At 47.3% G+C, this 24,844-nt stretch carries 24 protein-coding genes; 6 read left to right on the top strand and 18 right to left on the bottom strand.

The genetic code is table 11. The features are described 5' to 3' along the window. Positions 1 to 96: 96 nt before the first annotated feature. Positions 97 to 1,236 (top strand): glycosyltransferase family 4 protein, encoded by a 1,140-nt coding sequence (locus NSS82_RS01880; RefSeq protein WP_076274116.1) that lies wholly within the window; start codon positions 97 to 99, stop codon positions 1,234 to 1,236. Positions 1,237 to 1,679: 443 nt separating this feature from the next. Here the strand turns inward: NSS82_RS01880 and NSS82_RS01875 are convergent, their stop codons facing one another. Further along, entirely contained in the window at positions 1,680 to 2,921 is a 1,242-nt protein-coding gene (locus NSS82_RS01875) for a DUF445 domain-containing protein (RefSeq protein ID WP_036687400.1), read from the bottom strand. 305 nt (positions 2,922 to 3,226) lie between these two features. Between NSS82_RS01875 and NSS82_RS01870 the strand changes: the two genes are divergently transcribed. Next, a complete protein-coding gene (locus NSS82_RS01870; RefSeq protein WP_038568287.1) occupies positions 3,227 to 4,099 on the top strand; it encodes a Cof-type HAD-IIB family hydrolase in 873 nt (290 codons plus the stop codon). A 414-nt stretch (positions 4,100 to 4,513) separates the two neighbouring features. On the opposite strand, the gene NSS82_RS01865 is transcribed toward NSS82_RS01870, so the two are convergent. From NSS82_RS01865 to NSS82_RS01850, 4 genes are all read right to left on the bottom strand, one after another. Next, a complete protein-coding gene (locus tag NSS82_RS01865; protein ID WP_076274117.1) occupies positions 4,514 to 5,893 on the bottom strand; it encodes a sugar phosphate nucleotidyltransferase in 1,380 nt (459 codons plus the stop codon). Positions 5,894 to 5,895: 2 nt separating this feature from the next. Beyond that, positions 5,896 to 6,732, bottom strand: a complete 837-nt coding sequence (locus NSS82_RS01860) for a DUF6492 family protein (RefSeq protein ID WP_076101176.1) — start codon at positions 6,730 to 6,732, stop codon at positions 5,896 to 5,898. 217 nt (positions 6,733 to 6,949) lie between these two features. Continuing rightward, positions 6,950 to 7,408 carry a hypothetical protein gene (locus NSS82_RS01855; protein WP_178944356.1) on the bottom strand — a complete coding sequence of 153 codons (459 nt, stop codon included), beginning with the start codon at positions 7,406 to 7,408 and terminating at the stop codon, positions 6,950 to 6,952. A gap of 617 nt (positions 7,409 to 8,025) precedes the next feature. Beyond that, positions 8,026 to 8,205 (bottom strand): hypothetical protein, encoded by a 180-nt coding sequence (locus NSS82_RS01850; RefSeq protein WP_340962119.1) that lies wholly within the window; start codon positions 8,203 to 8,205, stop codon positions 8,026 to 8,028. Positions 8,206 to 8,449: 244 nt separating this feature from the next. Here NSS82_RS01850 and NSS82_RS01845 point away from each other — a divergent pair, with 244 nt between their 5' ends. Beyond that, positions 8,450 to 10,747: a UvrD-helicase domain-containing protein gene (locus tag NSS82_RS01845; protein ID WP_076274118.1), complete on the top strand. Its 2,298-nt coding sequence runs from the start codon at positions 8,450 to 8,452 to the stop codon at positions 10,745 to 10,747. Positions 10,748 to 10,813: 66 nt separating this feature from the next. Here NSS82_RS01845 and NSS82_RS01840 read toward each other — a convergent pair whose 3' ends face one another. The 3 genes from NSS82_RS01840 to NSS82_RS01830 all read right to left on the bottom strand — a co-directional run bounded on the left by NSS82_RS01840 (position 10,814) and on the right by NSS82_RS01830 (position 12,692). After that, on the bottom strand, positions 10,814 to 11,398 hold the full coding sequence (locus tag NSS82_RS01840) for a 50S ribosomal protein L25 (protein ID WP_052096720.1): 585 nt from the start codon (positions 11,396 to 11,398) through the stop codon (positions 10,814 to 10,816). Positions 11,399 to 11,485: 87 nt separating this feature from the next. Next, positions 11,486 to 12,430, bottom strand: coding sequence for a DUF1861 family protein (locus NSS82_RS01835; RefSeq protein WP_038568279.1), 945 nt, complete (start codon positions 12,428 to 12,430; stop codon positions 11,486 to 11,488). After that, a complete protein-coding gene (locus tag NSS82_RS01830) occupies positions 12,396 to 12,692 on the bottom strand; it encodes a helix-turn-helix domain-containing protein (RefSeq protein ID WP_051491502.1) in 297 nt (98 codons plus the stop codon). Before NSS82_RS01830 ends, NSS82_RS01835 begins: the two co-directional genes overlap by 35 nt. A 216-nt stretch (positions 12,693 to 12,908) precedes the next feature. On the opposite strand from NSS82_RS01830, the gene NSS82_RS01825 reads away from it, so the two are divergent. The 3 genes from NSS82_RS01825 to NSS82_RS01815 are packed head-to-tail and all read left to right on the top strand — an operon-like array spanning position 12,909 to position 16,268. Further along, positions 12,909 to 14,090, top strand: a complete 1,182-nt coding sequence (locus tag NSS82_RS01825) for a glycosyltransferase family 4 protein (RefSeq protein WP_076274119.1) — start codon at positions 12,909 to 12,911, stop codon at positions 14,088 to 14,090. Then, complete coding sequence (locus tag NSS82_RS01820; protein WP_051491501.1) at positions 14,090 to 15,196, top strand: glycosyl transferase; 1,107 nt, start codon at positions 14,090 to 14,092, stop codon at positions 15,194 to 15,196. The genes NSS82_RS01825 and NSS82_RS01820 overlap by 1 nt, the downstream gene beginning before the upstream one ends. Further along, positions 15,189 to 16,268, top strand: coding sequence for a mannose-1-phosphate guanylyltransferase (locus NSS82_RS01815; RefSeq protein WP_036687341.1), 1,080 nt, complete (start codon positions 15,189 to 15,191; stop codon positions 16,266 to 16,268). Before NSS82_RS01820 ends, NSS82_RS01815 begins: the two co-directional genes overlap by 8 nt. Before the next feature lie 104 nt (positions 16,269 to 16,372). On the opposite strand, the gene NSS82_RS01810 is transcribed toward NSS82_RS01815, so the two are convergent. From NSS82_RS01810 to NSS82_RS01765, 10 genes are all read right to left on the bottom strand, one after another. Then, positions 16,373 to 16,609: a DUF6953 family protein gene (locus NSS82_RS01810; protein ID WP_036687339.1), complete on the bottom strand. Its 237-nt coding sequence runs from the start codon at positions 16,607 to 16,609 to the stop codon at positions 16,373 to 16,375. Positions 16,610 to 16,719: 110 nt separating this feature from the next. Next, on the bottom strand, positions 16,720 to 17,037 hold the full coding sequence (locus tag NSS82_RS01805; RefSeq protein WP_036687337.1) for a hypothetical protein: 318 nt from the start codon (positions 17,035 to 17,037) through the stop codon (positions 16,720 to 16,722). A gap of 57 nt (positions 17,038 to 17,094) precedes the next feature. Continuing rightward, positions 17,095 to 17,970, bottom strand: a complete 876-nt coding sequence (locus NSS82_RS01800) for an alkaline phosphatase family protein (RefSeq protein ID WP_081386806.1) — start codon at positions 17,968 to 17,970, stop codon at positions 17,095 to 17,097. Between the two features lie 4 nt (positions 17,971 to 17,974). Next, positions 17,975 to 19,018: an ABC transporter ATP-binding protein gene (locus NSS82_RS01795; protein WP_076274120.1), complete on the bottom strand. Its 1,044-nt coding sequence runs from the start codon at positions 19,016 to 19,018 to the stop codon at positions 17,975 to 17,977. After that, positions 19,015 to 19,818, bottom strand: a complete 804-nt coding sequence (locus NSS82_RS01790; RefSeq protein ID WP_051491499.1) for an ABC transporter permease — start codon at positions 19,816 to 19,818, stop codon at positions 19,015 to 19,017. The genes NSS82_RS01795 and NSS82_RS01790 overlap by 4 nt, the downstream gene beginning before the upstream one ends. Continuing rightward, entirely contained in the window at positions 19,815 to 20,735 is a 921-nt protein-coding gene (locus tag NSS82_RS01785) for an ABC transporter permease (protein WP_036687331.1), read from the bottom strand. Before NSS82_RS01785 ends, NSS82_RS01790 begins: the two co-directional genes overlap by 4 nt. Positions 20,736 to 20,826: 91 nt before the next feature. Next, positions 20,827 to 21,939: an ABC transporter substrate-binding protein gene (locus NSS82_RS01780; protein ID WP_076274121.1), complete on the bottom strand. Its 1,113-nt coding sequence runs from the start codon at positions 21,937 to 21,939 to the stop codon at positions 20,827 to 20,829. Between the two features lie 274 nt (positions 21,940 to 22,213). After that, positions 22,214 to 22,993: an ABC transporter permease gene (locus NSS82_RS01775; RefSeq protein ID WP_036687327.1), complete on the bottom strand. Its 780-nt coding sequence runs from the start codon at positions 22,991 to 22,993 to the stop codon at positions 22,214 to 22,216. A 15-nt stretch (positions 22,994 to 23,008) separates the two neighbouring features. Further along, entirely contained in the window at positions 23,009 to 23,785 is a 777-nt protein-coding gene (locus NSS82_RS01770) for an ABC transporter ATP-binding protein (RefSeq protein WP_036687325.1), read from the bottom strand. 12 nt (positions 23,786 to 23,797) lie between these two features. Further along, entirely contained in the window at positions 23,798 to 24,838 is a 1,041-nt protein-coding gene (locus NSS82_RS01765) for an ABC transporter substrate-binding protein (RefSeq protein WP_036687322.1), read from the bottom strand. Positions 24,839 to 24,844: the final 6 nt, after the last annotated feature.

Genomic DNA, 24,844 nt, shown 5'->3' with positions numbered 1-24,844 from the left:
TGAAACGCCCTCTCCGCTTTCGGATGTATCTACTGTTTACTGTGTTGCATATGGTGGAAGAGGATATCCATTAGCGGATAAAAGGAGGCGTGAACCATGCACATTTGTATCATTGCACCGGAGCAGTTCCCAGTTCCGGGAGACGGTTCAGTAGAAATCTGCATTTGGGCCATTGCCAGAAGGCTCGCGGAGAGACATAAGGTAACCATTGTAAGTCGGAAGTTACCTGGACTACCTGCTGCCACTATATTGGAGCAGGTCAGAATTATCCGGTTGCCCGCAAGCACCCCAGCCCATTATCTTACTTCGGTATTAGAATACATTCAGAAAGAATCCTTTGATATCATTCAGGTTGATAATCGCCCCCATCTTATGTCTGCTGTAAAGAAACAGCTTCCTCATATCCCGGTATTTCTGTTCCTGCACTCTCTTACCTTCACACCGGGTACAGATAAAGTGGCAAATGCCTTGGCAAAAGCAGATCTGATCATTGCCAACAGCCACTCCTTACAGCGAAGATTGGATCGCCGCTTCCCTCAACTGACCACAGGGATTCACATTGTCTTATTGGGAGCCGATCTTGATCGGTTTACCCCTGTGCAGACATCTGAAAAACAACAGCTTCGTAGTTTTTACAGACTTCCGCAGACCTTTACCGTTTTGTTCGTTGGTCGGGTTATACCCCGCAAAGGAGTGCCTATATTAATACGTGCTATGTCGCATTTAAACAAACACCTCCCCGCTCATCTCGTCATCGCAGGCAAGGGCAAACCGTCGTACATACGGCAGTTGAAGCTACTTGCACGGCGGCTGAGAGTGTCGGTTACTTTTCTAGGAAATGTAGCTCATGAGAATATTCACACCCTTTATCAGGCAGCAGACTGCTTTGTATGCCCTTCCCAGAATCATGAATCCTTCGGGCTTGTTAATGTAGAAGCTATGGCCTCCGGTCTACCTGTTATCGCTTCTAATAATGGGGGAATCCGAGAGATTGTCGCCTCTGGCCATAACGGTTATCTGGTAGAACGATATCGCGAGGCTTTACCCTTTGCCCGACATTTGCTGCGGATAGCCCGCAATCCACAATTGGCAGTTACCATCGGATCACAAGGGAGAACAGATGCGCTTGAAGCCTTCAATTGGTTGCGTACAGCAAACCATTTAGAACAGCTGTACCAAGCTTCTACATCACCACAGCAGGCGTACAGAACTCTTGCAGGCGGAATGCAATTGTAGACTCAAGAAAAGTAGGGGGGCCCATAAGCCATCAACTGGCTGCTGGGTTCCCTTCTTTTTGGTGTTTGCTTGAGCTAAACAAACACCAATCTCCGATTGAATTAGGTCATATATGCGTATAAAAGGTAGCTATCGGACACAGCTGACCCCAAACGCAGCTTTATCCCACATTTGCAATGCTAAAGGACCCTATAACCACTATTGGCATGAAAAATGCCCAATATGAACGCATCCATAGGAATAACTTCAGTGGAGTCCGCAAACATGTTCCAAGGGTCAAAACTAACAAATAACGTCATATGGGTCCGTAAGCCTCAGAGAAGGATTATTACTCCACGATGCAGACAGGCCATAAGCAACAACAAAAAGCAGCGATCCTCCAACACGGGAGAATCGCTGCTCTGCTTTTTTTGTGAATTTTACATTACATAGGTAAGTTTCATTCAAATCAATTGAATAACTGTAAGCACAAGCCCTACGACAAACCCGCATAAAGCTCCGTTCACACGAATCCATTGCAGATCTTTACCCACTTTATCTTCCAGCATATTCACTAGACTAGCGTCATCCATGCTGTCCAGATTCTCTTTTACCAAAAGACCTATTCTGTAGTGGTTAGCCTCTACAAAGGCAATTAATGAAGCGCGAATCCGCTCCTCCCAGCTGCTGATCCATTCTTGTTCCTTGCCAATACGACGTACAAGCAGGGTATATAACGTGAACAGCTTGCGTCCGCCAGCCGCCCGATCTTCTTCCAGTAGGGAAATTGCTTTGCTGCGAATGTTCTCCAATTGCGTATGCAGAAATACGGTTGCCGCTTCGCCTTCAAGCTCATTTAGTGCCCATTCTTTTAATGAAGCCAGTCTAGCCTCATCATTAACAATCTGGAACAGGGCCACTCGAATCTCACGGATAATCTCTTCACGGTATGGGCTATCCTCTTCCCGAAAATCGCGGATACCGGACTGCAACATACCTTGCAGCATTTCACCAAGCATATCTGCATCCATAAACCCGACAAAAGCCTGAAAGGCCATGCCTTTAAGTCCGCCAAGCTTCACTTCAGCCAATTTCTCGCTGGCGATCTTGCCAAGCATAGCTTTCGTTTCAGGACGTCCGCTCCAATTAGATACCCCTTCCAGCGCATAGTCCAGAGCAGCTACATCTTTACCGTCATTCATTAATTTAGTAACTATTTTATCGGCCGCAGCGCCAAGCTCAGCTTCACGAACATATTCGGAGGCTGCCTTTTGCAGAAACGGTACTGCCTTCTCTACCGGAAGACGAGACACGAATTCGCCAAGCTGCTCCAATATTTGTACTCTTGCCTTCTTTTTACTAAAAAACTTTGTCAGCAGCTTGGAGCCCATTGATATAAAGCCAAACTTACGCAGCTTGTTCTCAATGCTTTCCTTGTTAAGAAGCTCAGTCTCCATCGCGGTGATTAGTGATTGGATGATCTTATCGCGATTCTTGAGCAGTAGTGAGGTATGTGGAATACGTAATCCCATCGGATGGCGGAACAACGCCGTTACCGCGAACCAGTCGGCAATCCCCCCCACCAAACCGGCCTCGAAACCACCTCTCAGTAGAATCACGGCAAGGTTTTCAGGTAGAAACAGTGTAATCAGAAACCCACATGCCATAAAGGCGAGTGACATGGTGGCTAAGTTTTTGGATCTCATAAATAGTCCCCTTTACATAAGCAGCTGCCGATGTCCTTACGCAGGAAAAATACCGTCGGTCACGTTCCTCGAACATAAGCTGACGATAGATTCGGCTAGTCGGTTAGTTTGACAACTATTGTACCACGACTGAACTATTTTCTAAAAATATACTGTAAAAACCTTTTATCTCCTGTTGGACGTTCATTATTGTACAGTTGCATGAAAATGGTTTTTGGTTTTCAGAATATTAATGATAAGATACAAGTAACGTTTCAATACCCCTTAAAAAGTACCACTTTACCTGGAAAAGGAGCTCATACAATATGCTGATTGCTTTAGATATGGATGGAACATTACTGAACGAAGAAGGAAACATCAGTCCAAAAAACCGCGAAGCTATTATAAAAGCTCAGAAACTAGGTCACATTGTTATCATTGCTACAGGGCGCTCTTTTATGGATGCAGAACGTCAGCTTCGGCTAGCGGATCTGGAATGTCCTGTAGTCAGTCTAAATGGCGCAGTCGTCACATTATCTGATCGCACCCTCGCGGCAAGCACGCCGCTGAATAAAGCGGACATCATTCCCGCTCTGCGCTGGATGAACGAAATTCCGGACTTGTATTACGAGGTTTACACTGAGGATAACGTTTATGTAGAGCTGAACAAACGTGTACGGTTAGAGAAATTATCTGCACTAAGCGATGAAGAAGTTCCTGAAGAAGTCAGCTGGCTGCTGAAAGCAATGATCGATCAACAGTTTCAACAAGCAGCGGTAACCTATGTGGAGAGTATGGAAGAGGTGTGGAGCAAGGAGGAAAATGTTATTTATAAAACATTGGCTTTTTCTCTAAACCGAGAGCTGCTCAAGGAAGCCTCCACCCGCTTCGCGGCTATTCCGGGCTTAATTATCACCGCCTCCCATGTGAATAATATCGAGATTAACCATGAAGAGGCCAACAAAGGCTCCGGTGTAACCATGCTTGCTGACCATTATGGTATCTCGCTAGCGGATGTAGCTGTCATGGGCGACAGTTATAACGATCAGCCGATGTTCGAGAAGGCCGGCTACCGGATTGCTATGGCTAACGCTGCGCCAATCCTTAAGGAAATGGCGGAATTCATTACCACCAGCAATGAGGAAAACGGAGTCGCGGCAGGAATTGAGCATCTTTTGAATAGAAATTCTAAAGAATAATTTCTGTATAAAGCAGTGAATGCACAAATAGCATCGTGGGCAGTTCTGCTCACGGTGCTATTTGTGGGTTTATTTTTGTTAGGCAGGGGTCTCTCATTTACACTTTAGGTTTAGGTTTAGCTTGTGGCGTGCCTATTGCATCCCCCGTCCCTCTCAAGAATTAGTTGTACTTCGTACAGTTAAATGCCCTCTTTTAGGCGCTAATTCGGATTTAATTGCACTCTGTACACTTATATTCAGCAAATCTATTCAAAACGCAAAAATTCGCGATTTTTAACTGTACAAACTACATCTAAATCGCAAGACATTCGCTACTCCACGAAATAGTTGCACTGAATACATCTATTTCACTTCAGCCACGCAATCTATCCATATCTATAGCAGCCTCCGGGTTAAAGCGAACTACCTTTCCATTTATCCCAAATCATCAAGGAAGCTGTCCTCCCCCTCCCATTCGGCAGACACTCGTACGTAGTCATCCACCTCAGGAAATTCCAACAGTTCAATGATAATCAATTCGAGCGCTGTAATGGCCCGCAGCCCATGCTTCGTACCAGCAGGAATCGTGACCGTGTCCCCGGCGGCAACCGCATGAAGATGGCCATTCATCCGGTATTCTCCATTCCCAGAAAGAAAAGACCAAACTTCTTTAGTATGCCGATGAAAATGGTAGCTGGTGTGCTCACCTGCCAAAATGGTTATTTTTGAGGTCGTAACCTCAATACCGGCTGCCGTGCGAGAGAAGTCCAAAATGCGTGAGGTGCCCCAGCGTTTTTCTTCAATCATCGGCTTCGCTGCATGGCCCTCCAGCTTCTGCTTAATTCGTTTTGCCTGCTCTATCCCAGCAACCAATATACCATCTGGCCCTGCCGCCACGATTAAACCAGGAGCGCCGATGATATGCACAGGACAAGAGAGTTCGTTGATCAAATGGGTACCTTTTGAATCCTCTGAGATACTCCCCTCGCCAATCACCGTTCCTTGCAAATGGGGAACAAGCGCATCCCAGCTGCCAATATCCGCCCATACCCCAATATAAGGGATGACTACCGCACGCCGCGTGTGTTCCAGCACCTCATAGTCAAAGCTTCGTTCTGGCAATTGATCATAATGCTCCATAAATTCCATGTAATCTACTGGAAGATTCCGTTCCTTCATACTTGAGAGCAAATATCCTAATGAGCAGGAAAACACGCCGCAATTCCACAGTCCTCCCTGAGAAATGAACTCAGCCGCTGTCGATTCGTTCGGTTTCTCTGCAAACTGCTCAACATTTAAAAAAGACGTCCCTCCTACCCCTGACCCTTCACCAGGCAGAATATAACCGAACTGTGTAGAAGGAAATTCAGGTAAAACACCAATCAAAGCAATATCTGCTTGTGATTCGGCAAGTACACTAGGAAATTGATGAAGCTGCTTAAAAAAAGAAGTCTCCACATACGAATCCACCGGAATGACCACTACGATCTCTTTTGAGTCCATCCCCTTCACAGAATGCAGATAACTCGCCGCCAGAGCTACTGCAGTAAAAGTCCCCCGTTTCTGCGGCTCCGCTAATAAAGGGACTTGAGCACCAACGGATTTGCGAGTAATCTCCACCTGACTGCGATGAGTCACAATGCAGCTTGAATCCAACAAGCCTACTTCTTCCAGCCCTCTGCATACCCGCTCGATCATCGACTCCACACCGCCAGCTTCTGTTGGAAGCAGCCTTAAAAAAGCTTTAGACCTGATCTCATTTGATAGCGGCCATAACCGCTTCCCCGATCCCCCTGAAAGGAGTACGATCTGCAATCCTATCGCCCCCCTGCGCTGGATTTAGCCCCCGGTGTCCTCACATACCCCTTTCGTTTATGAAAAGACAATGATCTATACTTCTCAGCCAGCTGATTCACTCTCTGCTTGGATAGCTGTCCTGCATTCATATGGAGACCTTTATTACGCGCTTTTTGAATCTTCATTCCCTCGCGATTCTTCGAATACAGGTAATTGGCATAGGTTTCGAATTCAGAAAAGGCAAATTGCTTGGAACGGTTCATACTGTGTAAAATAGCTCGATACCAAGGCATTTGGTGTTTTGCTTCTATCTCTCTTTTCATTTGAGCCAATTGACTGCGTTCAAACAGCATATAATGGGTCACAAATGACGATTTTGCGGTCACCTTGCGGCCCATGAGTTTCCTATAGGTTACAAAATACTGTGGTTGGCTCCAGTTCCGGCTGTAAAAGAGTGTCTTGCCGTCCGCCCGAAAACGGTGGGGGGTGATCAGAACGGTATCGGCATCAATAACCAGAAAATAATCCGCCGTGCAGAGCTTGTCGCCATTCAGCTTCAGCAGCTGTTGGAATAGCCAGCCGGAACGTTCCCAGGTGCGTGAGCGATAATGAATGTCTTTTTTCGTAATCGGCAGCACCGTATTCTCATCAATAAAGGTACAGCCTTTTGTGCGACAGAACTCAATCATCCGTTTCTTTTTGGGAGCAACAATTAATATCCGGCCGATGGGATGCTTAACATGCTTTCTAACAGCGTCAATCACATGGGGAAGGGTCTGTAAATCTTTTTCAATCGCGGGAATCAGTACGTCTATAGTAACGGCATGTCTGATGCGGACCTTACTGGGCGAGGGCATAGGGTCATCTCCATATCATGTTTTTGCTTTAGGATATGAGCATGATAGGAAAAGGGAATGGGCATCACAGAATTGTTCAGGAGAGTGGCAAATGTGCGCTGGACAAGTCTGCGATGCGCGGGGCGGAAATTTTTATATTATAAAAATAGAAACAGACCTGCACCCAGCGCCCTTTAGTAGGGCGAATATGCCTCTCATTTCGCTTACGGAGGCGGATTCATCCTTTTCTAGGGCATTTTTGCCTCTCATTTCGCCGACACTGCCACATTCCTGCCAATCTACGGGATTTATACCGTACATTTCGCCCACGCAGCCACGATCCAGCTAATCTACGGGATTTATACCGTACATTTCGCCCACGCAGCCACGATCCAGCTAATCTACGGGATTTATACCGTACAATCCGCCCACGCGGCCACGATCCAGCTAATCTGCGGGATTTATAACGCACATTCCGCCCACGCAGCCACATTCCAGCTAATCTGCGGGATTTATACCGCACATTCCGCCCACGCAGCCACATTCCTGCCAATCTACGGGATTTATACCGTACATTCCGCCCACGTAGCCACATTCCAGCTAATCTACGGGATTTATACCGCACATTCCGTCCACGCAGCCACATTTCAGCCCATCTGCGGGATTTATACCGTACATTCCGCCCGCGCAGCCACAATCCAGCTAATCTGCGGGATTTATACCGTACATTCCGTCCGCGCAGCCACTTTCCAGCCTATCTACGGGATTTATACCGCACATTCCGTCCGCGCAGCCACATTCCAGCTAATCTACGGGATTTATACCGCACATTCCGTCCGCGCAGCCACATTCCAGCTAATCTACGGGATTTTTACCGTACATTTCACCCGCGCAGCCACAATTCAGCCTATCTAAGGGATTTATACCGTACATTTCGCCCGCGCAGCCACAATCCAGCTAATCTGCGGGATTTATGCCTCACATTCCGCCGACACTGCCACATTCCAGCTAATCTACGGGATTTATACCGTACATTCCACCCGCGCAACCGCATTCCAGCCTATCTACGGGATTTATACCGTACATTTCACCCGCGCAGCCACGATCCAGCTAATCTGCGGGATTTATGCCTCACATTCCGCCGACACTGCCACTTTCCACCCAATCTACGGGATTTTTACTGTACATTTCGCCCACGCAGCCACAATTCAGCCTATCTAAGGGATTTATACCGTACATTCCGCCCACGCAGCCACAATCCTACCTATCTACGGGATTTATACCGCACATTCCGTCCGCGCAGCCACATTCCAGCTAATCTACGGGATTTTTACCGTACATTTCACCCGCGCAGCCACTTTCCACCCAATCTACGGGATTTATACCGTACATTTCACCCACGCAGCCACAATCCAGCCTATCTAAGGGATTTATACCGTACATTTCACCCGCGCAGCCACTTTCCAGCCAATCTGCGGGATTTATACCGTACATTCCGTCCGCGCAGCCACAACCCTACCTATCTACGGGATTTATACCACCGTTGTGTCCCACTCCCACACCAATCCCCAGATTTTTACTGGCTCAATATCCAACACTTTTCCTGTGCAGCAAAAAGCTTGGGATGGTATATTGTAGATTGGCTAAATTTTCGGCACATTTTAAGATGAACTCAAACATCATAGAACTAGGTTTGTTGAGATCACTACTCTATACAGAAATAATGAAGGTGAATCTATTGAATAAGCTTTTATTTCATACTATCCCGCTGGGAGCTACTGGTGAGCGGATCCCGCAAGCGGCTGTGGCCTCAGCGCAGACAAGCCAAGAACTGGTGAAGCGAGAGGATGAGGACTCCGCTTATTTCCGCAGGCTGGAAGAAGGCGGCATCCTGCTCAACCGTCCGCAGATTTCTGCGGTACGGCATCATAAAGGGCCGCTTCTAACACTGGCCGGCGCAGGCTCCGGCAAAACCTCGGTTCTGATCTGCAGAACCGGTTATTTGTTGTCCGTGCGCGGCGTCTCGCCAAGTCAGCTGCTATTGCTGACTTTTTCGAGTAAAGCTGCGGCGGAAATGCGCGAGCGGATCGCCCTATTACCGGGAGTAGGCCCAGCGGACGTCGCGCGGCTGCAGGCCCGCACGTTTCATTCCTTTTTCTTATTTTTCTTGCGCAGACAAGGATTGCAGCAAGAAATTTTCAGTGAGACGCGGCGCCAGCACATTCTGTTGAAACAAATCATGCGTGAGCTCGGGCTACCTAAAGATGCCTATCCACCGGAAACGCTACTCTCCCTGCTCTCTTCCTGCAAGATGAACATGGGTACCGTAGAAGGCTTGCCTGAAGGAACCACCGCTGAAAAAGAAATGAAATCCATTCTGGAAATCTACGAACAATGGAAACTAGACAATTTCAAAATCGACTTCGATGATGTCCTCTTAATCGCCTATCGGATGCTGAAGGAGCGTCCAACGCTTTTGCAGGAATTGCAGATGAGATATCTATACGTGATGGTGGATGAGTTCCAGGATACCAATGCCTTGCAGTATGAGTTAGTCAAAATGATTGCTCACCCGCAGCATAATCTGATGGTAGTTGGCGACGATGACCAGACGATTTATTCCTTCAACGGGGCACGCAGTGAATTCATTCTGGAATTCGAGAAGCTGTACCCGGGAGCAAGGGTTATTACACTTGATATTAATTACCGCTCTGGTCCAGCTATAGTCGGGCTCGGCAACGGTATTATCCGGCACAATACGCGCCGGCGTTCCAAAACCCTGCAAGCTGCCAAAGGCAGCGGGAGTCAGCCCCGGTATATGCGTCCGCAGACAGCAGACGAGGAAGCTGAGCAGATGGTTGAGCATATTTTAAACGAGGTTTCGAGCGGCAAAAGAGAATATAGCGACTTCGCCATGTTATATAGAGCGTCCAGCAGCAACCGGGCCGTTCTGGAATTACTTCTTTTACGCGATATTCCCTATATTGATTATGGAGAAGGCCAATTACTGTACGAACACTGGCTAATTTCCCCGGTCGTGGATCATATGCGTCTCTCCGTGAATCGGCGGAATTTTGCCGCTATGGAGAACATCCTGCCTACTCTATATATGAACCGTGAAAAAGGTATGAATCACATCCGGCAGATGGAAGCCAGACAACCAAAGCAAGGCCCACTAATCCATCTGTTGTCCATGCCCGGCATGGAGGATTTCAAGGGCACTAAGCTTAGAGAGCGGCTGGATCTAATTCGCAATATGCGCGAGTTAACCCCAGTCCAAGCGATTCGCCAGATCCGCACGCAATTCTACGATTATTTCATCGAAGCGAATGAGCGGCATCAAGCAACCTTACATCGCGAGACGTTAAAAGAAATGCTAGATGAACTAGAATCGTCTGCAGAGCGATTTGATAGTATCCCTGCCTTTCTGGATTTCATAGATAATGTTACGGAACGTAATGAACATAATCGTCAGCCGGGTACCAAAGAACAAGGGAATCGGATCGCGCTTATGACCATTCACAAATCCAAGGGCTTAGAGTTTCCTGTGGTCTTTTTGATTGGAGCCTCTGAAGGAATTCTTCCGCATAGCTCCGCACTGGAGGGCGACCGGCTCAAGGACCGCAAGCTGGCCGCTGCAAATAGCGGAAGTTCAAGCTTGGCTGCCCTGGAAGAGGAGCGAAGACTGGCTTACGTAGCTGTTACTAGAGCCCGGGAAGAGCTATTTATCAGTTCACCTGCGAGGCATCGGGGCAAAAAAGCAGAGGTCTCCCGCTTCATGTTATCAGCCTTCCGCTCTGCTGTTTCTTCCACAGCAACGACTACGGTGAGCAGAACAGTAACAACAAGATCCTTACCTACCAGTCGCACAACTGCGACAAGAACCCATGTCGTTCCAGTATGGAATTGTACCAGCAATACCTGTCCTGGCTGGACACGCATGAAAGCTGGCGGAGCTGAGGATCATTTAACCTCAAAGCCCTGCCCGCTATGCAGTTCTCCTATGTCAAAAGACCAACGAGAAGTTCCTGTATGATTCAACGCAAAAAAAAGCAAGTTTCCTCTTCACTGGAAACTTGCTTTTTTATATAAAAATATAGGTTTAGGCTGGAGTTACTACCGCTTCTTCTTCCTCTTCTTCATGCACGGTCTTGATCTGGATCATTACGGTTGACGGTTCGGTCAACACTTCAATCCCGTCCTTAAAGATCAGATCAGAGACAAGCAATTGGTCGCCAATATCCAATCCGCTAATATCCACTTCCATGGAGGTAGGAAGATCTTCAGGCATACAGCGAACTTCCACTTCATAAATTTCAACCTGAAGCGTACCGCCTGCTTTAATACCTACGGCTTCACCTGCAAAATGAATAGTCACCTTGCTGTCCATGCTCTTTTTCATATTTACATGTTGAAAATCAATATGCAGAATTTTGCCGGACAGGGTATCCTTCTGAATGTTCTGAACCACGACCGGAACCTCTAGATCTTCCGATACCTTACCTTGCAGAATTGCGCGCGGATTCTTTTTGAGAATGTCCAGAAGTTCTTTTTCATTCACTTCCAACGTCAGAGTCTCTTTACCAATACCATATAATACAGCCGGAATACGTCCTTGCTTACGCGCCTGATTGATGTTGGACTTGGTGTCAGTCTTACGTGTGTTGAATTGAATAAACTTATTCATTGGGTTTCCCGCTCTCTTTGACCATAAATTCTTGTCACACTAAGTGTAACATGACCATATAATCTAGTCAAACCAACTGAAAGAACGCTAGGATTCATATTCGTCAAACGGGTCCGCGATCTCAATCTGATACGCTTCTGCGTCACTCACCCCTACAGACAATACCGCCCGGCCTCCTCCAAGACGTTTCAAGCCACCGCTGAAGATGACATCCTCCAGTTCTTTGCGCTTGCCCGGGCCCGCCGGAAAATCACTGCGGACTGCTATTATTTTGACCGGAGTTGCCTTATAAGTCTCAGGATTCAGCGAAAAAGCCATGGCATAATAGTGTTTGTTTCCGGCGCTATCGAAGCAAGCAATGTGGCCCAACACGCCCACCTTCCCACCCCGCAGCAGATGAGCTTCATTGGCTCCACCCCACTCTTCGGGCACGAATTGATCCTGTAGCACCTCGGCATCAATAAAGGTCTGCTCATTCAGTTCGTCCAGCGAAGGAATCACTGTGAACCCAATCTGCCCTCGCCCACCCCGTTCGCCCTGCGGCCGGGTAAATACGCCTACACTGCCATTATCAAGCTCGATAAGCCGGATATCCTTCATCGTGCCGGGGCCTGAAGAAAAGTGGGTCAAAGAATCGATGTGATAACCCCGGTAGAACTGGGTCACCCAGGAGATAATCCGATGCGGATCATCCGCTGCCGTAATCACTTCCACCCCGCCCACAATAAGTTCCCCCCTGATCCGGGTCCAGCACGGGTCCTGTAAATTGTACGTATGCGTATGCGCACGAGGTCTCCAAACCCCATCATGGCATGTAAAAAAGAAGACTTGAGAGAACTCACTGTCCCGTTCCTCAACTCTTCCCATTAGTACCTCTTCCCCGTTATACATAAACGGGGCGGTTATATTATAGACATCCCGGTGCCCAACACCGGTGAACGTCAATTTATTTACAGTGGTTGTACCGCGTCCGGCATGATATGTATCCAGAAGCTGCTTACAGGTGGCTGTCTGTGCCGGGTTCCTTGTCATCGCCGTCCTCCTCATAATCATTTGAACGATCGATCACCCAATCGTTGTCTTCCGCATCCATGGCAATCAGCTCGCCGGGCTGGACATTAAAGTATACACATAATTTTAGCAACAGATCCCTTGGATACTGCACCATCTCATTCTTATACATTCGGCGTACCGAATCAAAATGGTAATTGATCTCTTTAGCAAGCTTGCGGATCGATAATTTCGGATCATGCCTCTCCATGACCTCACTCAGTTTACTGCGTATGACTGGCATTCATACACCTCCTCCAATAATATATCCGTACTAACCCCAAGGCGTCAATCGAATTGACAAGATAAAACGGTCATGTTACAGTTGGATTAGGAAATAATTTGCAACATTTCTAATTTTAGAAAACCAAATACCTTTCCCTATTCAGAAAATAGAGTCTTCTTTATTTTCTTTTTTTGTATCCAGACCAATCGCAAGACCATTAGGGAGGCTCTTTGAATGAAAAATACAGTCCGTAATCACAACATCGTGTTCCTGGGAACCAGTCTGCCGCGAGAGTGCGGTATCGCCACGTTCACACAGGATCTGCTAGATGAACTTATCCACCTTCCCGGCTTTAACCCGCCCCGGATTATTGCCATAAACAACAATGAAACCTACGCTTACGATCAGCAGGTAATACGGCAGATCGACCAGCATAATTACGCAGATTATATAGATACGGCCGATTTCCTCAACAATTCTGATACCGATTTGTTGGTCATCCAACATGAATTTGGCATCTACGGCGGAGAAAGCGGTGAATACCTGCTCCCCTTTGTCGAACGTTTGAACATTCCGTATGTTGTTGTTTTTCACACAGTGTTGACCAAGCCCTCCCCTAAGCAGCATCAGATCATCCGATATCTGGCCGAGCGTAGCGTGCAGGTCGTGACGATGGCAGAATCAACCCTTACCGATTTATCTACTATTTATGAGATCCCAGTTTCCAAAATCACATTCATCCATCACGGTGTCCCTCAAGTTAGCACAGCCTCACGCACCAGCCTTAAAGCACAATACGGTTATCCAGACCGCAAGATCCTCTCCACCTTCGGCTTCCTCAGTCCCGGCAAAGGGATTGAATACAGCATCGAAGCCATGCGCGGCGTGGTCAAGCGCCATCCCGAAGCACTTTACATTGTCTGGGGCAAGACCCATCCGGTCGTCAAGCTGGAATCCGGGGAAGTTTACCGCCAGAAACTGACGGACCTCGTAGAAATGTTTGACTTGCAGGACAATGTCCAATTCGTCGATAAGTTGCTGACCCAAGAAGAAGTAATAGAGTCCTTGGTCATGTCAGATATCTATGTGACTCCTTATCTGGGTAAGGATCAGGCCGTCAGCGGCACCCTGGCCTACGGAGTCGGTTATGGCCGGGTCATCGTGTCGACCCCTTACCGCTACGCCCAGGAAATGCTGGCAGAAGGCCGCGGTCTACTGGCTGATTTTCATGATTCTGCTTCCTTGGAAGCCTGCATTTTGCGCTTGCTGAACAGCCCTGCTCTGGTGCAAACAATGGAAGACCGCACGTTGAAGCTCGGGCTCACTATGCGCTGGAACGAAATCGCCAAAATCTATGCCGCCTTGTTCCACAGCCATATCCAGAGCTCGGCGTCAGCTGATCGGAGCGTGATTTAATGGAAACCTCCACCACAGTACAGTCTAAACCAGGCTATCTGCGCAGAATTACGGACGATACAGGAATCTTTCAGCATACCAAGTTTGGGGTTCCGGACCGTTCCAAGGGCTACACTACCGATGATAATGCCCGCGCCCTGATTGCTGCGGTCTTAATGTACGAGAATTCCCGGGATGCCGTGGCACTCGATCTCATTCATACGTATATCTCTTTTATCTATCATTCCCAGACAGCGGACGGCAATTTTCGCAATTTCATGGATTATAACCGCTCCTTTATAGAGGATAAAGGTTCTGAAGATTGCCAGGGACGTACCTTGTGGGCACTAGGGTTCGCCTTGTCGCATGCAGCTTCCCTGCCTGACAACCTGATGAATACCTGCCGGTATTTGATCAATCAGGCACTGCCGCATCTGGAAGCCTTGGGCTCACCTCGGGCCGGAGCCTATGCCATCATCGGCTTAAGTTATCTTACCGAAGCACCCGGCCCATTAGGTTATGCTTTTCCATACCCGCATACTGAAAACACGACCGAAGAAGCCGCCTTTCTGCCAAGGGCAACCATTGAGAGTCTGATCGAAAATATTGCGGTTCGGCTGCATAATCAATATACCCGCTATAAGGGGCACGGCTGGAATTGGTTCGAGGACAGCATCACTTATGGCAATTCCATGCTGCCCTGGGCTCTGCTTCGGGCCTACCTAATCTCCGGGAATAAAAACCTGCGGGAGACCGCCAAGGAAAGCCTGGATTTCCTAGCTTCCACCACCTTCTCCAGCAAAGGCTACTATAAACCGATCGGCAGCCATGGCTGGCTGCTGCGCGATGGGCTGGCTGCACCCTATGATGAACAGCCCATTGAAGCCTGCGAGATGCTGCTGGCCTGCCGGGAAGCAGCTGTTGTTCTTGAGGACCCCTCTTATCTTGCGCAGGCAGAATTATGCTACAACTGGTATCTAGGGCATAATTCCTTGGGAATCCCCCTAATCGATCCGCAGACTGGTGCTTGTTATGACGGTATTCATGCGGCGGGGCTCAACCTGAATCAAGGCTCGGAGAGCATTATATCCTTCACAATTGCCCGGTTGGTGATGCATCATGAATAAATATGCTACGATCCTAGCCGGCGGGGGCGGAACACGGTTTTGGCCCCTGTCCAGACAAGAAATCCCAAAGCAGCTGCTGAACATTAGTGGCAACGACATTATGTTAAACGATACGATTGAACGCTTCAAAGGGATTATTCCTCAGGAGAATACAGTTATCGTTACTAATCGTACCCAAGCAGTATTGTTGGAGAGTATTATGCACAGCAGCGTTCTCAAAGCTAATATTCTAATTGAACCTGTGGCGCGAAATACAGCCGCTAGCATTCTTTTTGCAGCATTATCTATAGAGAAGTCTCATGGCAATTCTTTAATGGTCGTCCTTCCTTCCGATCACTATATAACGGATGAGGAACAATTCCGTCTTACACTAGACGAAGCCTGTACTGTTGCCATGGAGTCAGACAAGATAGTAACCATCGGAATCAAGCCTACTTTCCCATCTACTGGCTACGGCTATATTGCCTTTGATAAGACGCCGATTGCGACAAGCCCAGTGGCTGTATATGATGTAGATGAATTTGTAGAGAAACCAAACTTTCAGAATGCACAGAGTTATCTGGCATCCGGTAATTATCTATGGAATAGTGGGATTTTTATTTGGCAGACCTCTGTCATTATTGATAATTTCAAACGTTATCTACCTCGACTCTACAAAACCATGCTGCCCATCAGTGATTGTTTGGGTACAGATCAGGAAGAGGAAGTTATTAATGCCATCTACCCAACGCTTCAGAATATTTCGATTGATTACGGCATTTTAGAACGCTCTGATGAAGTTGTTGTGCTTTCCGGACAATTTGGCTGGAATGATATCGGTAGCTGGGATGCACTGGGTTCAATCTTCCCTCCGGATGATGCAGGCAACATTATAAAAGCAAATCATGTGGGAATAGATACCCATAACTCAATCATTTATGGAAATGGCAGACTTATCACGACCATTGGTGTAGACGGGTTCATCATTGCCGATACTGGGGATGCACTATTAATCTGTCCCAAGGATAAAGCGCAGTCAGTCAAAGATATCGTGGAACTTCTAAAGGAACAGGGAATGACAGAATATATCTAACTAAAAAGAATGCAAAAAGACGGGCCATTGCAGTACATGCATGGTCCGTTTTTTATCTAATTATATAAGTTGAACAGTTTGTACATGTTTTGTAAGCGCCAAACTTAGGTCCAAGCCCACAAGAACCCGTCTCGATCCCAAGCAATTCTCCCGCCATGGAGTTTCCGGAAAGCTTTCTTCACTTCTTTGGAGAGTGAGGCATTGCCGTTCTCATTCACAAATACAAATTGTTCTCCAAAATTCTCTTTCACATATTCAATCGCCGCCGTCTGATGCAAGGTACCCGTAAAACGAATCTCCTTCACCATCCATTCTGCTACTTCTTGTGCGGTTATTTCCATATGGATGCGCCTCCTCTCTGTGCTTACTGCTAAAATGTGCCCTCATTATAACATGAATACAGCCCAACCGGACAAACGTCCGAATTGGGCTGTATTGAAGTCATTTTACATCACTGTGGATAGATATGGTTCGAAGGATAACGGGACTTCTGTCCTCCACTCACCATCAACAGAATCCCAGTAATTAAGTGCAAGAACCAGCCCACAAAAGGAATCCATGCCAATAAAGAAGTTATAATTCCTAGTACTGAACCGTAGATAGACTCACGGTCTCTTGAAGATAAAATCAATGTAATCACATGTAGAATAAACATCAACCCCAGAACGGAATACCCCGTGCCAATAACAATAGCAGCACCCAGGATTGGAATTGCCAAAATAATTTCACAGGAACCCGTAATCCATTTCATAGCTTTAGAAGCGCTCAATAGACAACCTCCTAATTAGTTGAAATATATGATTTTTCTCGTGCTAATTATTTTATTTCATACCAACGGCAAAGGTTCTTCCACTTTGTCATGGGATTGCTTCTGCACAAGTGGAGGCAAGCCCTCCTTACTCATTGCTGCCGAAGGGGCCAGCCCCAAACAGTGGCACATTAAAGGAGCCATTCGCAGCTGTGGCAGTACTTCTTCCTCTTTTTCCGAAGATAATACATCTACCCCAAACGTATATAATGGCACATCTCGCTCGGAAGGAGTTATCCCGCCGTGGTACCCATTTGCGTTCATTCCGTGATCTGCCGTAATCATAATCTTATAGCCCTGTTCCATCCAAATAGGCAAAACAGTGGCCAACAGACCGTCAGCATTACGCACTGAAAACTCATATTCCTTGCTCTCTCCGCCATAACGATGCCCGGCGTCATCTATATTCATGGAGTGAATGTATAGGAAATGCGGATCATAGGCACTCCGTAAATACACAGCGTCGGCAAACACATGACTGTCGGGATAGTGATCCTCGAAATAAAAACTGCCATGCTGAATGGGCTTCATCACATTGTGCTGATGGCGATCAGCAAGCGGATCAAAAGGGGCCGAATTATAAAGCTCACTGACCCAATGATAGGCGACAGCAGCTGTGCGCAAATTAGCGCCCACTGCCAGATGGAATACGCTCTCTTCATGGCTTGGTCTCACAATATGGTTAGCCGTAATTCCATTTTTGGACACGGGTGTACCCGTCAAAAGCACTTCATAAAGCGGGCGTGACAGACTGGGTAATTCCGATTTCACTCGGTGACATGATATTTCCCCCTGCTCCACCAGATGCTCCATATACCCCATATATTCACGTGCGGCCTCATATCTAAGTCCGTCCAACACTACCACAATAAGTTTATTGTTCATTTCAGTCATCTTATTACGCTCCCTCTCGTTCCAGATGCAGCAGCTCAGAAGGGTTCAGAGCCAAGGTGACGTTAGCCCCTTCCACCAGCCTCAGCCAGCGTCCGTCATTTAAAAGATCAACCGTTAAGCAAATGTCTTCCACCTCTACCGTACACCTAATAATATTGCCCAATACGGAGACAGATTTAATGATGCCATCCACCAGTTGCACTCCGGCAGCAACCTCGTGAAGTCCCGCGCCCTCATGCAGCAGCGTAACCGCCTCAGGCCGAATAGCAAAGCGGTCCTTCATGCTATCTATCCCCCGGAACAACGTCATCACTTCTGATCGGGTCAATACATTGTAACTGCCCATAAACCGGGCAACGAACTCTGTTCGTGGTGCGGAGTACAACCCCTCAGGTGTGCCATCCTGCACAATCCGGCCACCGTTCATAATACAGATGCGGTCTGAAAGAATCAGCGCCTCCTCCTGATCATGCGTCACGAATAGTGTCGTCATGTTAAACCTTTTTTGAATATCACGAATTTCAGCACGTAAATTCTTGCGTATCTTAGCATCAAGTGCGCTTAAAGGTTCATCCAGCAGCAATACTTTGGGCTGCACCGCTAGAGAACGAGCCAGCGCTACCCGCTGCTGCTGTCCACCAGAGAGGGACTGCGGATATACATCCCGTTTATCCTCCAGATCGACCAATGCCAGCAATTCCGCGCAGCGATGATGGCGGGCTGATTTCGATAGTCCCCGCATTTTCATTCCATACTCGATATTTTGGCTCACCGTCAGATTGGGGAACAAGGCATAAGACTGAAACACCATTCCTACCTCGCGCTTACGGGGCGGCAAACTTCCCAGATCTTTATTTTCCAAAAGAATTCTGCCGCCATCCAGCTCTGAAAGACCGGCTATGCAGCGTAGCAATGTGCTTTTTCCACAACCGGAGGGGCCTAGCAGTGTCACAAGCTCACCTTCACGGATCTCCAAATCAACATTGTCTAACACACAGGTATTCCCAAACATTTTGCGTACACCCTGCAGCTTTAGATAATCATTCATCCCTTAATACCTCCCCCCATCTTTTTACCGAGCTTCATTAGTACCATCGAAAGAATTAGAATAAACAGAAAATAAGAGATCGCAATCGCACTGGCCAAATGTCCACTTTCACCAACCCTTTGATATAGATATACCTGAATCGTCTGAATATGTCCGCCAACTAACATGTTCGTAAGAACAAATTCGCCGAATAGAACTGAAAATGATAACAGTGTAGAGACGATAACCCCAGGCCATATATTAGGCAAAATCACATTCAAGAAGGCCGTTCTTCGGCGGGCACCAAGCAGCTCCGCAGCATGCAGCAGTTCTACGGCATTAACCGTTAACAGACTATTGCGAATGCCCTGATACATATAGGGAAGGATGACCACAAAATATGCGCCCACCAATAAATACGCTGTTCCAGCGATATCAAAAGGACCAGAGGAATAGGTACGAATAAGACCTACCGCAGCCACAACACCAGGCACCGCATAAGGCAAAACAACAATACCTTTCATAAAGCTCTCCCAGCGCGGAAAATAGAGGGTGATGACAAAAACAGCTGGCAGCATCACGGCCAGACTCAGCACCACGCTGATCAGGCATAAATAAAGCGAGGTCCAAAGCGCCTCCAGAAAGCGAATATCCTCAAACATTTCCCCAAACCAATTCAAGGTCCAAGCTCGGGGCAGCAAGGTATTCTGCCAATCTTGTGCAAAAGCATAAATGCCCGTTGCCAAAAGAGGAAGCAGCAAATATACCATGAGCAGCAGCATGAAGGTGCGTGGAGCAAAGCCTGCTTTACGTATATTCATTGCCCTACCTCCTCACGAGCTGTCCATAAACGCCGGGGAGCTGTGGTTTTCACATCCGGTTTACTGAGCGCTTTCGTTCCGAACCTCTCCGCGCGCCGCACCATTAAATGGTTCAGATAAACCGCCAAAATCGTAGTCAGACCAAGAAGAACAGCAAGCGTACTCCCCATTTGTGGCTGTGTAACCACATCTCCGGCAACCAGTGAACCGATACGTACCGCCAACAGATTGTAATTTCCGCCAACCAATGCGTAAGCCGTGGCATAAGCACCCATTGCATTAGCAAAAAGAATTCCAAGTGTGCCAAAGATCGCTGGAGTTAGAATAGGCAGGCCAATCGTCTTCCAGAACTGCCAAGGCCCAGCCCCCAGTAAAGACGCTGCCTCTCTCCACTGCTCACGGATTCCGTAAAAGGACGGGTACAAAAGCAATAAGGCTAACGGAACCTGAAAGTATACATACACCAGTATTAGACCTGACCAGCTATATAGATCAAAATCGGCAAAAACACTCCAGCCCCACTGTTTAAATAAGAGTGTAAACACCCCATTATTTCCGAGCAAAATGATATAAGCAAACGCCAGCGGAACACCTGCGAAATTAGAGGTCATATTCGACAGCATTAGAAGTCTATCGCGTACTCTCGGGGTAAACCGGGTAATGCAATAAGCACAAAAAAGTCCGATAATGATCCCTATCAGACTTGAGGTTATGGAGATTAGCAGACTGTTCTTAATCGCCTGCATGTAATAGGCACTTTGCAACGCATGCAGATAATTGCCTAACGTAAATCCCGTTCCGTCCGCTGTGCGTAAGCTTCCCGTCAGCATGGATATTATAGGTACCAGTTGAAAGGCTAACACCATTAGTGCAAATGGAATAAGTGCCAGGATCACACCGCGGCTTCTTTGTTTCATCTTACTCGCTCCTTGTCGCGGGAATAGAACAAAGGCGCCTTACGGCATCATGACGAAGGCGCCCTGCTTCTTTTTTGGGGAGAAATGAATACTAATTCAAATGTACAAGCACACGTTCCTGCCACAATTGAGGAATGGTTTTTGCCGTCTCTTCCCATACCTTGTAATCACCAACAGGCTTAGCGTTGACATATTCGTCTTTTGGTAGCAGCTTAGCTGCAACATCATCCGGCAACGTTACACTGTCACGGATCGGACGAGCGTAACCTTTGGCAAGATTAATCTGTCCTTCATCACTAAGGATGTATTGGCGTGTAAGCTTCGCCGCGTTAGGATGCGGCGCATATTTGTTGATGATCGTGGCATACCCGCTCACGACACTGCCTTCTTGTGGAATGGCTACAGCGAAGCCATCTTTGTTGATCTGGTCTCTATAATTCAAAGCGTTGAAATCCCACAGCAGGGTAACTTCCACTTCACCTTTTTCAATGTTGGCAAGGGAAGCCTCTGCATTGGAGAGACGTCCTTTTTTAGCTAAATCCTCGAAAAAAGCAATCCCTGGTTCAATGTTCGACTCGTCGCCACCAAAGGCAATCGCTGCGGCCAATACAGCCATCTGTGCTTGAGCAGCTTTGGTTACATCACCAACGATGATTTTGTAATTGCCGTTCTTCAGATCTTCCCAGCTCTTCGGCGGATTCGCCACGAGCTTAGTGTTAGTCAGAAAAGAGATGGTGCCTTGATAGCCGACGATCCAATTTCCGTCCTTGTCCTTAGCCCAATCAGGGATTTCATCCCAGTAGGATGTTTTATAAGGCTGTGTTACCCCTTTCTCCACGGCAACCGATCCAAACGCAATCCCCACATCTCCGATGTCGGCCGTTGGTTTGTCTTTTTCCGCATCAAACTTGGCAATTTCCTCCGCGCTCGACATATCGGTATCCAAATGTGTAAGACCATACTTACTGTCCATATCACTCCATGTATCTTTCCAGTTCGCCCAAGAATCCGGCATTCCTACACTGACGATACTGCCCTCTTCTTTAGCTTTACTCTCGATCTCAGTCAGACTTAATTCTTTGGTGCCAGCCTTTCCATTCGTTGTTTCTTCAGCCTTGGCTGAATTTCCACAAGCAGCAAGCAACAGGACGAGCAAGGATAACATTAGACCCATTGATAATTGATTTTTGATCCCTTTTTTCATGATTTCCCCTTCACTCCTATTTCTTATTTGCGGGCTTCTTTATGCTCCAACTGTTAGGCACCCAATTGCAGTATAGGCGTGTACTATTTTCGCGGCATTAAGGAGAATAGGAATATTTGTAAATAAAAAGAAACGACCTGTCGTCTTTTTTAGATGACCGCCGTTTCCCTTAGAAATACAATTTACTTACAATGACAAGAAATATTCGTATAAACTTCAGTCCAAGTAAAAAACTGCCCGACATTTCCAGGCAGTTTTACATGTATGAATATAACTACCGTCTACGCGCTGCCACACTGACAACACCGTATCTGTAAAGCACCTTCTTACCGAACCAGCCAAAAAGCCGATCCGTAAAGAAGCCCATAAAGCCAAGGCAGAACAACCCGACAAAGATCCAATCCGTACGGAAAAACAACCGGGAATTCCAGATCAGATAACCTACACCTTCGTTCGAAGCAATCATTTCCGCGCCGATAATCGCCATATATGAGGTGCCCATCGCTAACCGGATACCCGTAAAAATATAAGGGATCGTCGCCGGAACGACCACATGAATCAGAATTTGCCACTCACTGGCGCCCATACTGCGGGCTGAGCGGATTTTGTCCTCTTCCACGGACATCACACCGGTTAAAGTATTCAGCACCACGATAAAAAAGGTGGCGTACATAATTAACGCAATCTTCGACTGCTCCCCAATACCAAACCATACTAGGAACAAAGTAATGAATGCAATCGGCGGGATAAAACGGATAAAGTTCAGGAAAGGCTCCGCAAAAATACGGATCAAGTTCACCTTCCCAATGATTAGTCCTACGGGAATCGCCAGTAAACTGCCGAGTACCCAACCAATGAGCACCCGATAAAAGCTAATCCCTATATATTGCAGCAAGGTTCCGTCTTCCAGCAGCTCCCGTCCGCCCTTAAGTGTACTCCATGGTCCGGGGATCACATCGGGGCCATAGATTACAGCTCCAAGCTGCCAGACGCAGAGCGCGGTAATCCATAGAAGGGTTACGGAAACCCACTTCTTCTCCACCCATTTCCTCATCTGTCTCACCCTATCCTATTCTTCGAAATGACCTTGAATTTGATTGTATAACGAGTAGAATTCCGGTGAGGTTACGTCCCGCGGATACGCCAGTGTATTGTCATAAATATCTGTAATATTAGAGGACGGTCCTACTGACATAATGCCAATTCGTTCTCCCAGCAATAACGCCTCCTGAATATCATGAGTTACAAAAATCACCGTCTTATGTGTCTGGCGCCAAATGTTGACCAATTCCTTCTGCATCGTTCGGCGCGTCATCGCATCCAGCGCACCAAATGGCTCATCCATTAGCAGAATCGCTGGATCATTCGCCAGCACCCGAGCCAGCTGAACACGCTGCTTCATACCCCCAGACAGCTCCTTCGGGAACTTCTCCTCATGCCCGTTCAGCCCAACAAGCCCGATGAACCTATCCGATATTGTGTGCCGTTCCGCCTTTGCGATTTTCTTCATCCGCAATCCGAACTCCACATTCTGCCGGACGGTTAACCAAGGGAATAAGGAGGAATCCGCCTGCTGGAACACAACCGCCCGATCTCTGCCGGGCTTATTCACCTCTACATTATCCACCCGTAGATGCCCACCAGATTTGGAGACAAACCCGGCGATCATATTCAGCAGTGTTGATTTCCCGCAACCACTCGGCCCAAGCAGAACGAAGAATTCCCCACCTTTAATTACGAGATCTACATCTTTTATAATGTAGTGAATGTCCCCAGCAGTTGGTTCGCTGTAGCTTTTACGGAGCTGCTCAATATGAATGGTATGCTGCTTAGCAGGTAATGACATTCTGAACTCCCCCTATTTCTTGTACGTAACCTCTTCTGGCAATGCCTTCGCCAGCGGCTCAAGATTCAGCTTGCTATCCAGATCGAAATCCTTCTCGATGATTCCGTTGTCGACCATATATTTCTTCTGCTTGGTCAAACTGTCATACGCTGCTTGAGTAAATCCTAGTGCCCACGGATTATTCGGCAGGTCTTTTATCGTAGATTCCTTAGGCTGCTTCACTTCCTTATACATCAGATCAGCAACCTCATCTGGGTGAGCCTGAGCATAGGCTCCAGCTTCATCCACCGCTGCTAGGAAATTCGCTATACCTTGCGGATTCTTAGCCGCAAAATCATTTCCAGTTACAATCCCCATCCCCAATCGAACCGTGGTTTTAGACATATCCGTCAGTTCATGAACACCTTTAAGCGCATAGAGCTTATCATTCAGAACCGAACCATAAAACCATGCTCCATCCACAGCACCTTGCTTCAAAGCGATATAAGCTTCATCAAAGGCACCCTGTCCTATTAACTCCACATCACTGAGAGCGGCATTATGCTCTTTCAAATATTCATCCCAAAGGTACGGAATGAAGGTGCCGCGTATGAAACTCAGCTTCTTTCCCTTCAAGTCTTCAGCCTTCTGAATATCGTCCTGTACGAACAATTTCCATTCAGTGGACGCTTCATCAGTCGCTAATCCCGCCGAGGCGATAATAGCATAATCGCCCTTCGCCACTGCGTTCAGCAAGGGGAAGTCTGCCCCGAAAGCCACATCCACCTGTTTAATAAAAAGGGCATTTACACCTTCCGCAGGGGAACCAAAGTTGACTAGTTCAGCGTCAATCCCGTGTTTGGCAAAGATGCCTTTATCTAATGCCACCCGAAAAGTGGGATTCGTATTGATGTCAGCAATTTTTATCTTTAATATCTCATCTTTGCTGTTCGCCGCTCCCTCTTTAGAGGCATTAGAGGCAGCCGCATCGCCCTTGGAGCTGCAGCCCGATAAAAGGATAACCACTGATAAAGATAAGAGCAGAAAGCTTGAGCTGATCCATGATTTTTTCAACCGACA

The organism is Paenibacillus sp. FSL H7-0735 (genome assembly GCF_038008505.1).
Lineage (GTDB): Bacteria > Bacillota > Bacilli > Paenibacillales > Paenibacillaceae > Paenibacillus_AQ > Paenibacillus_AQ odorifer.
Note: the sequence above shows the minus strand (reverse complement) of the source record. Positions and strands in the feature narration are given on the sequence as shown.